This is a genomic window from Ilumatobacter sp., from assembly GCF_046290335.1.
Lineage (GTDB): Bacteria > Actinomycetota > Acidimicrobiia > Acidimicrobiales > Ilumatobacteraceae > Ilumatobacter_A.
In genome coordinates this window covers 550,639-562,560 of record NZ_JBKAGH010000003.1, presented here as the reverse complement: position 1 = coordinate 562,560, position 11,922 = coordinate 550,639, and the positions used below count along the sequence as shown (strand labels likewise).

General features: G+C 68.4%; 13 protein-coding genes. 6 read left to right on the top strand and 7 right to left on the bottom strand.

From position 1 onward, the window contains the following. Window positions 1-51: 51 nt before the first annotated feature. Both ACE37B_RS15180 and ACE37B_RS15175 read right to left on the bottom strand, forming a co-directional pair. The gene (locus ACE37B_RS15180) at window positions 52-1,131 is read right to left on the bottom strand and encodes a serine hydrolase domain-containing protein (RefSeq protein WP_409924167.1); all 1,080 of its coding nucleotides are present in this window, start codon (window positions 1,129-1,131) and stop codon (window positions 52-54) included. A gap of 257 nt (window positions 1,132-1,388) precedes the next feature. Beyond that, the gene (locus tag ACE37B_RS15175) at window positions 1,389-2,795 is read right to left on the bottom strand and encodes a S41 family peptidase (RefSeq protein ID WP_409924166.1); all 1,407 of its coding nucleotides are present in this window, start codon (window positions 2,793-2,795) and stop codon (window positions 1,389-1,391) included. Window positions 2,796-2,867: 72 nt separating this feature from the next. On the opposite strand from ACE37B_RS15175, the gene ACE37B_RS15170 reads away from it, so the two are divergent. From ACE37B_RS15170 to ACE37B_RS15150, 5 genes are all read left to right on the top strand, one after another. Continuing rightward, window positions 2,868-3,044: a hypothetical protein gene (locus ACE37B_RS15170; RefSeq protein WP_409924165.1), complete on the top strand. Its 177-nt coding sequence runs from the start codon at window positions 2,868-2,870 to the stop codon at window positions 3,042-3,044. A gap of 146 nt (window positions 3,045-3,190) precedes the next feature. Then, on the top strand, window positions 3,191-3,973 hold the full coding sequence (locus tag ACE37B_RS15165; RefSeq protein WP_409924164.1) for an ABC transporter ATP-binding protein: 783 nt from the start codon (window positions 3,191-3,193) through the stop codon (window positions 3,971-3,973). A 66-nt stretch (window positions 3,974-4,039) separates the two neighbouring features. After that, window positions 4,040-6,517 (top strand): ABC transporter permease, encoded by a 2,478-nt coding sequence (locus ACE37B_RS15160; RefSeq protein WP_409924163.1) that lies wholly within the window; start codon window positions 4,040-4,042, stop codon window positions 6,515-6,517. Between the two features lie 30 nt (window positions 6,518-6,547). Next, a complete protein-coding gene (locus ACE37B_RS15155; protein WP_409924162.1) occupies window positions 6,548-7,495 on the top strand; it encodes an SDR family oxidoreductase in 948 nt (315 codons plus the stop codon). A 2-nt stretch (window positions 7,496-7,497) separates the two neighbouring features. Further along, window positions 7,498-8,436, top strand: a complete 939-nt coding sequence (locus ACE37B_RS15150) for an alpha/beta hydrolase (protein ID WP_409924161.1) — start codon at window positions 7,498-7,500, stop codon at window positions 8,434-8,436. A 291-nt stretch (window positions 8,437-8,727) separates the two neighbouring features. Here ACE37B_RS15150 and ACE37B_RS15145 read toward each other — a convergent pair whose 3' ends face one another. From ACE37B_RS15145 to ACE37B_RS15125, 5 genes are read right to left on the bottom strand one after another with little or no spacing between them, the layout of a single operon-like run. Continuing rightward, on the bottom strand, window positions 8,728-9,063 hold the full coding sequence (locus tag ACE37B_RS15145; protein WP_409924160.1) for a 2TM domain-containing protein: 336 nt from the start codon (window positions 9,061-9,063) through the stop codon (window positions 8,728-8,730). After that, the gene (locus tag ACE37B_RS15140) at window positions 9,060-9,857 is read right to left on the bottom strand and encodes a DUF4386 domain-containing protein (RefSeq protein WP_409924159.1); all 798 of its coding nucleotides are present in this window, start codon (window positions 9,855-9,857) and stop codon (window positions 9,060-9,062) included. The genes ACE37B_RS15145 and ACE37B_RS15140 overlap by 4 nt, the downstream gene beginning before the upstream one ends. Then, window positions 9,854-10,102 (bottom strand): hypothetical protein, encoded by a 249-nt coding sequence (locus ACE37B_RS15135; protein ID WP_409924158.1) that lies wholly within the window; start codon window positions 10,100-10,102, stop codon window positions 9,854-9,856. The genes ACE37B_RS15140 and ACE37B_RS15135 overlap by 4 nt, the downstream gene beginning before the upstream one ends. Then, the gene (locus tag ACE37B_RS15130) at window positions 10,092-11,150 is read right to left on the bottom strand and encodes an NAD(P)-dependent alcohol dehydrogenase (RefSeq protein WP_409924157.1); all 1,059 of its coding nucleotides are present in this window, start codon (window positions 11,148-11,150) and stop codon (window positions 10,092-10,094) included. The genes ACE37B_RS15135 and ACE37B_RS15130 overlap by 11 nt, the downstream gene beginning before the upstream one ends. Then, window positions 11,147-11,395, bottom strand: a complete 249-nt coding sequence (locus ACE37B_RS15125; RefSeq protein WP_409924156.1) for a hypothetical protein — start codon at window positions 11,393-11,395, stop codon at window positions 11,147-11,149. The genes ACE37B_RS15130 and ACE37B_RS15125 overlap by 4 nt, the downstream gene beginning before the upstream one ends. Before the next feature lie 60 nt (window positions 11,396-11,455). Here ACE37B_RS15125 and ACE37B_RS15120 point away from each other — a divergent pair, with 60 nt between their 5' ends. Beyond that, window positions 11,456-11,638 (top strand): hypothetical protein, encoded by a 183-nt coding sequence (locus ACE37B_RS15120; protein ID WP_409924155.1) that lies wholly within the window; start codon window positions 11,456-11,458, stop codon window positions 11,636-11,638. Window positions 11,639-11,922 lie beyond the last annotated feature (284 nt).

Below are 11,922 nucleotides of genomic sequence, written 5' to 3'. Positions count from 1 at the left end.
CTCGGTCTCGGTCTCGGCAACGAGAGCGAGGAGAACGTCGGCCGGTCGGGGTCACCGCCTCTGAATGGCGGCGGCCACGCGCGGCAACAGGCGGAACGGGCGAGCCGGGTCGGCGAACTGGTTGAAGCTGCCGGCCACGTGGCATCCGAGGTCGGGGATGTGGAACAGGAACGACGCCGTGGTCCCCGAGTGGCCGAACATCTCGGGCACTCGGCGCCCGGTCAGCCAGCGCGGCAGCCGGTAGCGCATCACCCCGTGGCCGTACCCGATGGCGAAGTTCTGCACACGGTTCCAGTGCGGCGCGGCTCGGTCGCACCCACCGGCGAACAACTCGCCGTCGTGGAACGCTCGGCTGAAGCGCAACTGATCGTCGAGCGTCGACACGATGCCGCCCGCCCCACGCTCTGAGGCCAGCCCGTGCGGGATCGCGATCGCCCGGTCGCCGCTGCGGAGCACCAGCGGAGCGGGACGATCCACCCCGCCGGGGACGACGTACGTGCCGGCGAGACCGAGTGGCCCGACGATCCGTTCGTCGACGGCCTCGGCGTAGCCCTGGCCGGTGACGGCTTCGATGACCGCCGTCAGCAGCTGATAGTTCGTGTCGGAGTAGAGCGATCGCCGACCGCCCCGGTCACCGAGTGCGAACGCAGCGCCGGCCCGCTGCGCGACCTCGACGGTGTCCTGGATCGAGTACGCACGGTCCCTGCCGTTTGCGAGCTGATCCTCGATGCCGTCGTCGAAGTAGTCGGCCAGGCCCGAGGTCTGGTGCAGCAGATGATGCACCTCGAGGCGACCGGTCGCGTCCACGCCGTCGTACACATGGAGGCCAGCGAGGTCGAGATCGGGGAGGAGAGGAACCACGCGGTTGTCGAGGCGCAGCCGACCCTCGTCGACGAGCTGGAAGACCACTGCAGCGGTGAACATCTTGGTGATGCTCGCGATGACGTAGCCGGCGTCGGGCACCGCATCGCCCGCAGCGACGCGTGCGCTCGTCGAGCCGTCATCGGAGTCGACGCCGAGCAGGAGACCGTGGACGCGGCGACCCTGCACCGCACGATGGGCAAGTCGTTGCAGGTCTGCGGTGAGGAGATCGTGCGCGGCGACGAGGGTGGTGGCGTTTCGGTGGGACATGGCGGTTCCTTTCGGTTGGATGAGCGAGCACCACCTTCTCGGTCATCGGAGTGACTGCGGATCGCTCCCTCGTCGGTCTCACCCGGGTGACTCGCCGTCGACTCCGGGATCCGGCATGTCGTGATCAACCGCGGCGCACGGTGAGCGGGGTCTGTCCGGGCCAACGTTCGAAGGCCCGCTGGACGGCGCTCCGATCGGAGAACCCCGCGAGCAAGGTGACGCTGCTCCCTCCTGTCGCCCGGGACCGCGTGAGCCGGTCAGCGGAGGTGCTCGATCGCTGCGTCGACGGCGGCGTCGAAACGGGTCACGACGTCGACCGGGAGGCCCACTGCTTCGTACCCGCTGCCGCCGAGGCCGGTGTACACCTCCATCGACATCGTGAACTCGATGCCGTTCGGGAGTGTCCAGTCGATGGCGTCGGAGAACTCGCCGAACGACCGGTTCCCGATGACCGTGGCGTCGGCGACTTCGATCATCGCCAGCGTGAAGACCTCCGCGGCACTCGCCGTGATCGGCGAGGTGAGTACGACCACGTCGCCGTCGAAGTGAGCGACTCGCGGTTCCACGTCGATCGTCTGGACGAACGGGTCGGGTTGGGCGTGCGGCCACTTGCGGTACGCCGGCGTCGTCTCCTCGACGAAGTGGCCGGCGGCCAGCACGGCGAGGTCTTCATACCCGCCCTGGTTGAAGCGGACGTCGACGACGAGCCGGTCGACCCGGCCGCTCAGGTCGGAGATCGCCACCTCGAGCGCACCGGCGAAGACGTCCCGATCGGCGACCGGGTCGTCGTCGCCGCTCATGCCCTCGAAGCCGGCGATGAGCAGGTAGCCGACCGACTCATCGAGCGTTCCCCATCCGACCGATCCGGTGGGATCGCTCTGCAGTCCGTCGAGGCGGGCGAGCGTGGCGTCGAGCTCGGCCTGCATCGCCGCTCCGGCCTCCTCGACGGTGGTCAGCTCCGGCATGCCGAAGCCGTCGACGTCGGGGTCGATCGACAATTCGTCGAAGGTGGTGTGGCCGTCGCCCAGTTCGATCATGAACTCCGCGACCACGTGCTCGAACGCCGACGGGTCGGCCACGAGGGCTGTCCGGATCTCCCCGAACGCCGCCTCTCGGTCGATACCGCGCTCGGCGAAGTACGGATAGTGCGCGCCGAACACCTCGTCGAGCGCAGTCCCCGACTCGCCGGCGCCGCTGTCGCACTCCAGGGGGCCGGCAAGCGGGAGCAGCCGGTAGTCGGTGGTCGGCCCGACCAGGTCGAGCACGACCACACCGCCGTCGTCGCCGGCGTGATCGACCGGTAGCTCGTTGTCGACGTCGTCGCCGACGACACACGTCGACGCCGTGACGTGGTGCATCGTGAACTCGTCACCGTCCACGTGCAGCACGGTGCCGTACCCGGACATCTCGAACCAGCCGTCGGGCAGCGAGAGCGTCCCGTCGACGACCGGGTCGATCGGATCGCGCGACTCGCCGGCGTCGACCGAGACGGAGCCGGGCTCGGCGTCGACCGAGACGGATGCGTCCGCGGCGCTCGGATCGGCTCCGACGGTGATCTCGACGCCATCGGAGCCGCAGCCGCCGATGACGACGGCGGTAGCAGCGCTGATCGTCACGACGCGAACGATCGACGAGCGAGTGATGGGAAGGGGGTATCGATTCATGCCGCAACCGTCCCGGCCGACCGTGTGAACCGACATCGCTCCAACGCCCGACTCACCCGGGTGATGTCGCTGGTGACGGCAGTCAACGGGCTGGCGGAGGAAGCCAGGACCCACGCCCCGACGCATCCGCGCCGTTGGAACACCGTGCGGACGATCGCCAACGTCGGCGCCTTCTCCTTCGTCGCGGCAGCTGCTGCGGTGACCGAGCGAACCGACGGAACAGCCCGGCCGGCTCGTTCACCCGGGTGAGGTTCCCGCCGGCGGGAGGCGGCCTCACCCGGACCGCGCCGACGCTGGTGCCGAACCCGATCACACCCCATCGATCCATTCACCAACCCGCCCCACCAACCCACCCCACCAACCCACCCCACCAACCCACCAGCGAGGTATCCGACATGACCACCACACTCCCGCTCCCCGCCCCGCCGGCGCCGACGGACACGCCCGACCCGTCAGCAGTCGCTGCCGCCGCCCGCGATGCCGTGAAGACCTACGGCTCGGGTGACGCCGCCGTCCACGCGCTCGACGGCGTCAGCGTCGACTTCAGCCGCGGCCGGTTCACCGCCATCATGGGGCCGTCCGGCTCGGGCAAGTCGACGCTCATGCAGAACGTCGCCGGCCTCGACACGCTCACCTCGGGCTCGGTCTCGATCGGCGGTGTCGAGCTGTCGTCGCTCTCGGACCGACAGCTCACCCGACTCCGCCGCGACCGCATCGGCTTCATCTTCCAGTCGTTCAATCTGGTGCCGACGCTGACCGCGAAGGAGAACATCGAGCTGCCGCTCGATCTCGCCGGACGTCAGCCCGATCAGGCCTGGTTCGACGAGCTCGTCTCCACCGTCGACCTCGGCTCCCGGCTCGGGCACCGTCCGGCCGAGCTGTCCGGCGGCCAGCAGCAGCGCGTCGCTGTCGCGCGCGCCCTCGTGAGCCGACCCGAGATCGTGTTCGGTGACGAACCGACCGGCAACCTCGACAGCCGCGCCGGCGGTGAAGTGCTCGCATTCCTCCGTGACGCGGTCGATCGACTCGGCCAGACGGTCGTGATGGTGACGCACGACCCCGGGGCTGCGTCCTACGCCGACCGAATCGTCTTCCTCGCCGACGGTCGGATCGTCGACGAGATGACCGACCCGACGGCCGACCGCGTTCTCGACCGCATGAAGCGCTTCGGTCACTGAACCGGCTCGCGACGTTCCGCCCCGATCACCACGACTCACCGACCGGAGACCCACACCATGTTCCGCATGTCCGCACGCAACCTGCTCGCGAAGAAGCTGCGACTCTTCACCACTGCGCTCGCCATCGTCCTCGGCGTCGCGTTCACCACGGGGACGATGATCCTCACCGACACGATGATCGAGTCGCTCGATGGCGCGATCGCGGACGTCAACGACGGCGTCGACGTCGTCGTCCGCGGCCTTCCGGTCGGCGAGGACGAGGTTTTCACGCTTCGCGGCCCGGTCGATCTCGACCATGTCGACCGCATCCGTGCGATCGACGGCGTCGGCGCTGCCGAGCCGTACTGGGTCGGCTACACCCAAGTCATCGGCGTCGACGGCAAAGCCCTGAACATGACCCAGAGCGTCGGCCTGAACTGGATCGACGATGCCGAACTCTCGGCGTTCGAACTCGCCGACGGACGACCACCGGGCAACGACGGCGAGATCGTGCTCGGCGCGGAAGCAGCCGTGGAGGCAGGCGTGGAAGTCGGCGACTCGGTCGACCTCATCACGCTCGCCGGTCTCGAACGCTTCGTGATCTCGGGGCTCGCGTCGCTCGACGGCGTCCCGGGTGCCGCCAACTCGGCATTCACGTTCTTCACCGTCGATGCCGCCGAACAGCGTCTCGGCGATGTCGGCACCACGAATCAGATCCTCGTCCGCGGCGACTCGCTGACGCCCGACGAACTCGCGGGCCGCGTTGGACTCGCGCTCAGCGATGCAGACGTCGTCACCGGCGCCGAACGCATCGCAGAGGAGCAGGACGATCTCGGCTCGGCAATCGGCGTGTTCGAGACGATCCTGCTGGTGTTCGGCGCCATCGCACTGTTCGTCGGATCGTTCACGATCGCGAACACGTTCACGATCACGGTGGCCCAACGCACCAAGGAACTCGCACTGGTCCGGGCGATCGGCGCGAGCCGGCGTCAGGTGCTCGGCTCGGTGGTGATCGAGGCGGCGATGATCGGGCTCCTCGCTGCCGTTGGCGGCCTTGCCGCCGGTCTCGGCGTCGCTCGGGGCCTCATGTCGGTGTTCGCCCGCTTCGGCCTCGACTTCCCCGACGCCATCCTGGTCATCGAGCGCTCCACGATCGTCGCCGCCTTCGCGGTCGGTATCGGCGTGACCGTCGCCGCCGCCATCGTGCCTGCCCGGCGAGCATCGACCGTGTCGCCGATCGACGCGATGCGCGACGCGTCGATCGAGTCGACCGAGATCTCCCGCAAGCGCCTCGCGATCGGCGGCGTGCTCGCAGCGATCGGTACCTACGCGCTCGTGCGGGGCGTGGCCGTCGCCGAGGCGCCGCTCGTCGGGCTCGGCAGTGTGGCGATGTTCCATGCGGTCCTCGCACTCGGCCCGGTCCTCGTCCGGCCGACCACGCGCCTCCTGACCTTCCCGCTTCGTCGGCTCGGTTCGGCGGGCCGCCTCGCAGCTGCCAACGCCAGCCGCAATCCGCGCCGCAGTGCGTCGACCGCTGCCGCGCTCACGATCGGAGTCACCCTGGTGGCCGGTGCGTCGATGTTCGCCTCCACGGCCAGCGCATCGGTTCGCGGCGACCTCGCCGACGTGCTCGTCGCCGATGCCGTCGTCCGCCCGATCGGCTCCAATCCCGGCCTGCCCATGGACGTCGCCCTCCAGGCGGATGCGGTCGACGGTGTCGATGTGCTGCCGCTGCACCATGTGCGGGCGGAGGTCGACGGCTCGATGGAGTTCGTCGGCGGCATCGACCTGGTTGGATCCGAGCGGTTCGTCGACGTGTCGGTGATCGACGGCTCGATCAGCTCGGCGGCCGACTCGGCCGTGGTCGGCGACGATCTCGCCGAGACGCGGAACTGGACGACCGGCGAGCGGATCGCCGTCGTGTTCCCCGACGGAACGCGATCGAACTTCGTGGTCGCCGCCGTCATCGAGCAGACCAATGCACTCCCGGCGATGGTGCTGCCCTACGCCGCCGTCGCCCCGCACGGAATCGGGCTCGACCGAGCCGTCTTCCTGGCTGGCGATGCCGATGCTGTCGCGGCGACCGAGACGGCGCTCGCCGGCCAGCCGACCGCCATGGTGAGCACGGTCGACGACTTTGCCGAGTCCCTCGTCGGTGCGCTCGACACCGTGCTCAATCTGGTACTCGGCCTGCTCGGGCTGGCGGTGGTCATCGCCGTGCTCGGCATCGCCACCACGATCGGGTTGTCGGTACACGAGCGCACCCGCGAACTCGGCGTGCTCCGTGCGATCGGAATGGAGCGCCGACAGGTACGGCGTTCGATCCGACTCGAGGCGGTCGTGATCGCGCTGTTCGGCACCGTCCTCGGCCTGGTGATGGGGCTCGGCTTCACCGCTGCGGTCATCTCCACCCTCAGCGACGAGGGCTTCGGCTCGCCCACCGTCCCTGTCTCGACGCTGATCGCGATCGTGGTCGGCGCCATTGCTGCGGGCACCGTCGCCGCCGCCCTGCCTGCCCGCACCGCCGCCCGCCGGCCAGTGCTCGACGCCATCGCCATCGACTGAGCACCCACCACCGTCTTCGAAAGGAACAACATGAACTCTTCATCGACCGATCCCGACCAGCGCACCGTCGTCGTCTGCGGTGCCACCGGCTATCTCGGCGGCCACGTCGCTCGAGCCCTCCACGCCGACGGCTGGCGCGTGCGGGCCCTCGTCCGCGATCCATCCCGCCTCGGAGACACCGCCGAGTACTGCGACGAGGTGTTCGTCGGCCACCCGACCGACCCGACCACCATCGAGGGACTGTTCGACGGCGCCGACGCAGCGTTCTCGTCGATCGGCATCCGGTCGTTCCGGCGGAGCCCGAGCTTTCGTGACGTCGACGAGCTCGCCAACCTGCATCTCGTCGATGCGGCCGAGCGGGCAGGCGTCGACCGGTTCGTCTTCGTGTCGATTCTCCGTGGCGACGAGTTCCGCGATCGTTCGCCGCTGATCGACGCCCGTGAACGCGTGGTCGACCGCCTGCGGGTCGCCTCGATGTCGTCGACGATCATCAGGCCGACCGGATTCTTCAACGACATGGCCGCCTTCCGGCAGATGGCCGAGCGTGGACGGGTCTGGCTGATCGGCGACGACCAGACCCGGATCAACCCGATCCACGGTGCCGACCTCGCCGACGTCATCCGGCAGGCAGCCGCCTCCGACGACACGACCGATCGCAACGTCGGCGGACCCGACGTGCTCACCCAATCGGAGATCGCCAACCTGGCGTTCGACGCGGCCGACCGGCCGACGAGGGTGACCCGGGTCCCGAGCCGATTGGTCACCGCGATCGGTCGGTTGATCGGGCCGCTCAACCCCAACGCCGGAGCGAACCTGCGGATGTTCGCCGTGATGGGCGAAACCGACATGGTCGGCGAACCGGTCGGATCCCACCACCTCGCCGATGAGTACCGGCAGGCCCGTGGAGATGCGACGGTCGCAGCTGGCCCGCATCGGGGAGGTCATCGGCTCGGGCATCTCCCGGCGGGTCAGGAATAGCAATGCGGAACATCCACCTCTCCTTCAGCTCCGGGCCGGCGAACCTCGCGGGGACGCTGGTGACCGACGAACAGGCCGGCCCCGGTCCAGCCGTGCTGCTGCTCAGCGGATCGGGTCCGATCGATCGGGACTCGAACTCCGAGCAGCTCTCCATCGGCGTCATGGAGCAGGTCGCCGGCCACCTGGCGCTCCACGGTCTCGCGTCCTTTCGCTACGACAAGCGCGGCGTCGGCGAGAGCGGCGGAGACTTCATGTCGAGCGGTCTGCACGACAACATCGACGACGCTGCGGCGGCCATCGAGACGCTCAGAGCCAGGGCCGACGTCGATCCGGAGCGAATCATCGTGGTCGGGCACAGTGAAGGTGCCGTGATCGCCACCGAGTTGGCAGCGGCGGATCCGGGTTTGGCCGGTGTGGTGCTGCTGGCCGGGACGGCCACCCTGGGCGCCGATCTGCTGCGTTGGCAAGCGGTGCAGGTGAGCGCCTCGCAGGCTCGCCCGGTCCGGCTGCTCTCGCGCGTGCTCCGACGAGATGTCGTCCGCACCCAGTGCAAGCGGCTCGAACAGATCGAGGAATCCACCGGCGACACCGCTCGGATCCACCGGGTGGAGATGAACGTGAAGTGGTTGCGAGAGTTCATGGCCCACGACCCGGCGCCGTCGCTCGAATCGATCCGAGTTCCGGTCTTGGCCCTGACCGGCTCGAAGGACATCCAAGTCGATCCCGACGACGTGAGACGCATCGGCCAGCTGGTCCCCGCCGACTGCTCGGCTCGGATCGTCGACGGCCTGACCCACCTGCTGCGCACCGAAGCCGGCCCACCATCGCTACGGGCCTACGACGAGCAGGCGAAGCGCCCGGTCGACGCCGGGTTGCTCGCCACGGTGACCAGGTGGGCGCGACAACGGGCGACGCAGGCCTCCTCCGAGACGACATCGTGACCATGAGCCGGCACGCTGGCTCGCGCACGGCCTCGCTGCTCCGTCATCGTCGGCTCGGATCCGTTCCCAGCTCGGCCGGACGGCTGAATCCGTAGCGGACGAGCTCCAGGTCGAGGGCGAGTTCGAAGAGGCCACCCGGCAACGTGAACACGACGGCGAGTGACCGCTCCGTCAGCAGCTCGAGTAGCGCACCGATGCCGAGTGCGGCGTCGCCGACGCCCGGCCCCTCCCACGACCGAGCGTCTCAGAGGTCAGCGCCTGGAGGGCGTGGTGGATGATGGATCGCTGCCGTCATCTCGACAGCTCCTTGTCGATCTGTCGTTGTTCCCAGGTCGACGAAGATCGCGACGGTCGGTTGAGGAGGACGACGAGTCCGTGGACGGCGACTCCGAAGCCCCAGCTGATGAGTGCCCAGGCTGACCACCATGCCCTCCACTCGCCGGCGATGCCCGCTGCTGCGTTGGTGGCCAGATTCACGAGGACGATGATCATCATGCTTCCCGCGAAAACGCCGGTGTGGACGTAGAACGCTCGCAGCTGCTGCACGTACCGCCGTGCCGATTCGACGCGTTGATCCTCAGCGGGCCGATCAGCGGGCGGATGAGGGATTCGGTCGGGGTGTGTCATTGCGGGATGTCCTTTGTGTTGGGATGGTTCGCAAGCGCGACCGCTCGGGCCGACTGGCTGCGTCGGGCCCGGGTGAGGAGCCAGAGCCCGAACCATCCTTCGGCGACGACGGATGGCACGGCGACCATCACGAGGAAGGCGTCGGCGTGGTCGGCGTAGTCGGCGAGGACGGTGTGGGCCGTCGTGTCGACGAGGTACGCAGCGCCGGCCGCGATCATCAGGTGGCCGAGCCAGCGTGGTGTGTCGACCGATCGAGCGACGAGGAAGCCGAGCACGATCAGGTGGAGTCCGAATGCGGCGAGACCGATGAGCCAGGCGGAGTCGAAGAGCTGGAGTCCGATGAGTGCCTGGGCGTTGCGTTCGGCGGAGCTCATCACGTCGGCGACTGCGGCGGAGTCGTAGAGGGCGAGGGCCTGGAAGAAGAAGATCGCGGCGACGCCGAGGAACACGGTGTACACGAGTCGCGACCAGGCCGCGACGAGTGACAGGTCGCGGTGCTCGGTTCGGAACACGATGTGGAGCGCCCAGGCGACGACGATGTCGATGAGGAAGATGGCGAGGAACGCGACGAGGCCGATCCGGAACAGCGTCTCCGATTCGACGATGTTGGTCGCAGTGGCCTGGGCGTCGTCGGCGACGACCAAGCCTTCCTTGACGAAGAAGTTGGCGAAGATGGAGAGGCCGAAGAGTAGGACGTAGCCGATGCCGGCGATCAGGGCGGCTCGTCGAGGCGAGACTTCGGGGCTCGTCGGACTTGGGGGGCGGATGTCTGGCGCGAGGATGGTGGTCGTCATCGGTTGCTCCTTCGGAGTTGCGGATCGGAATTCGGGTCGAATCGAGCCTTCAGTGCGGTGAGCGGGCCGACGGTGGTCGCGATCCACAACGCGAGCGGCCACGCCAGCTGATCGGTGACGAAGATCACGACGGCCCAGGCAGCGCAAAGCCCGAGCCACAGCCACGGCAGCGCCTTCAGCAGATGGGTTCGGTGCCTCGCGCCGCCAGCGGTCCGTTCGTTCGGCGCTGGCTGTTCACTCGACACGGTCGCCTCCGTCCTTGCCGACGATGATGGCGGTCTTGCCGGTCGCCTCGCCGGCGTCGAGCCGCGCAATGGCATCGGCCGCGTCGGCGAGCCGGTAGCTGGCTCCTACCGCAGGCGTCACCGCCCCGGCGGCGATGTGGTCCGCGAGTCGCTCCATCGAGGAGTGGTGCTCGGTGCTGATGAACGTCGTGAGCCGCTGCGCCACGAATGGTGACAGCATCATGGCTCGGAGTTGGCGTCCGACGCCGCCGGTGATGCGGTTCGCGTCCTCGCCGCCGACGATGACGAGCGTGCCGGTGGAGGTCAGCACGCTGCGGAGGCGATAGATGCTGTTGCGACCGCCGATGTCGATGATGAGATCGAACGGCTCGTCGATCTCGGTGAAATCCTCGGTGGTGTAGTCGACGACGTGATCCGCGCCCAGCGAGCGCACGAAATCGATGTGTCGGGAGCTGGCGACCGCGGTGACCACCGTGCCGAGCGCCTTGGCCAGCTGGACTGCGAAGCTGCCGACACCGCCGGAGGCGCCGACGATCAGCACTCGCTGGCCAGGCTGAACGCCACCGACATCGGTCAGTGCCTGGAGCGCAGCGATGCCGGACACAGCGGAGACTGCGGCATGCTCGAAGGACAGCGTCGCCGGCTTGACGACGAGCTTGTCCTCTTTCGCCACGGCGAACTCGGCCAGCGAGCCGTTGGCGATGCCGAACACCTCGTCGCCCGGGGTGAATCGGGTGACGTCGGCTCCGACGGCCACGACTCGACCGGCGACGTCGAGGCCGGGGACGCCCTGCTTCGGCTTGGTGAGCCCGAAGCCGGCGAGGCGGACCAGGTACGGGGTGCCGGTCATGAGGTGGCAGGTGCCGCGGTCGACGCCTGCGGCGACGACCTCGATGAGGACCTCGTCGGGCTTCGGTGTGGGGCGGGCGACACGCTTGAGCTCGAGCACGTCGGCCGAGCCGTATCGGTCCTGGGTGATGGCGCGCATCTGCTCGTCGGCAGCTGCGGCGGGGCAGGTGGCGGTGACTTGTTCGTGAGTGGTGTTCATGATGTTCCTTTGCTCGTGGTGTCGTTGTGTGGTGGGTGTGCCGGGGTGATCGAGACGATCTCGAGGTTGACCGAGGTGAGGTGAGCCACGATCCCGTGCAGGTGGGCCGGGTCACCAACGATTCCGATGAGGCGCGTCGTGCCATCGGCAACGGCATCGATCGCGAAGTCGTCGACGAGCGGCCGCAGGAGCCGAACGCTGGGATGGCCTCGCAAGACGATCTCGTAGGTGGTTCGTCGGGACATGCCTCCACCCTGATTGCTTCAGGTGCCAGACGGCCTCATACACTTCGTCATCTCACCCGGGTGAGATCAGCCGCCGGCTCGTCCGGCCTGTCGGCCGACGACGAATTCGCGGCGACCAAGCTGGTTCCGTCGACGCTGCTGAAGCAACACGCCGCCGCGCGACGTGGCAACGATCGGCAGCGCGATCCGGCGACGATCAGAGTCGCGGTTGCGGTGAGCGGTCAGATTCCGCTGAGCGGCTGAACGGACCAGGTCGTCGTGGCGGCTCGCCGCGATGCGGTCAGCCACAAGGCAGGTATGCAAGGTCATGTCGATCTCCTCGATCTGAGTGGGTTCGGTGGATGCCGTTGGAGCTGCTGGACGCGCTGTGCGTGGCCCGCAGGAGACAGCGGCTGGGTCGACCTCGCATCGCGGTCGCATCTGCGGATCGTGTGACACGTCTCGACCTTGACGGCTTCGAGTACCAGATGGCTTCGTCGGATTCGTCTTCTCACCCGGGTGAGATCGCTGACCGGTCAGGAGCTGCG

Coding starts and splice junctions, on each gene's coding strand:
- ACE37B_RS15180 (WP_409924167.1), bottom strand. CDS start 1,131: ATGTCCCACCGAAACGCCACCACCCTCGTCGCCGCGCACGATCTCCTC.
- ACE37B_RS15175 (WP_409924166.1), bottom strand. CDS start 2,795: ATGAATCGATACCCCCTTCCCATCACTCGCTCGTCGATCGTTCGCGTC.
- ACE37B_RS15165 (WP_409924164.1), top strand. CDS start 3,191: ATGACCACCACACTCCCGCTCCCCGCCCCGCCGGCGCCGACGGACACG.
- ACE37B_RS15160 (WP_409924163.1), top strand. CDS start 4,040: ATGTCCGCACGCAACCTGCTCGCGAAGAAGCTGCGACTCTTCACCACT.
- ACE37B_RS15155 (WP_409924162.1), top strand. CDS start 6,548: ATGAACTCTTCATCGACCGATCCCGACCAGCGCACCGTCGTCGTCTGC.
- ACE37B_RS15150 (WP_409924161.1), top strand. CDS start 7,498: ATGCGGAACATCCACCTCTCCTTCAGCTCCGGGCCGGCGAACCTCGCG.
- ACE37B_RS15145 (WP_409924160.1), bottom strand. CDS start 9,063: ATGACACACCCCGACCGAATCCCTCATCCGCCCGCTGATCGGCCCGCT.
- ACE37B_RS15140 (WP_409924159.1), bottom strand. CDS start 9,857: ATGACGACCACCATCCTCGCGCCAGACATCCGCCCCCCAAGTCCGACG.
- ACE37B_RS15130 (WP_409924157.1), bottom strand. CDS start 11,150: ATGAACACCACTCACGAACAAGTCACCGCCACCTGCCCCGCCGCAGCT.
- ACE37B_RS15125 (WP_409924156.1), bottom strand. CDS start 11,395: ATGTCCCGACGAACCACCTACGAGATCGTCTTGCGAGGCCATCCCAGC.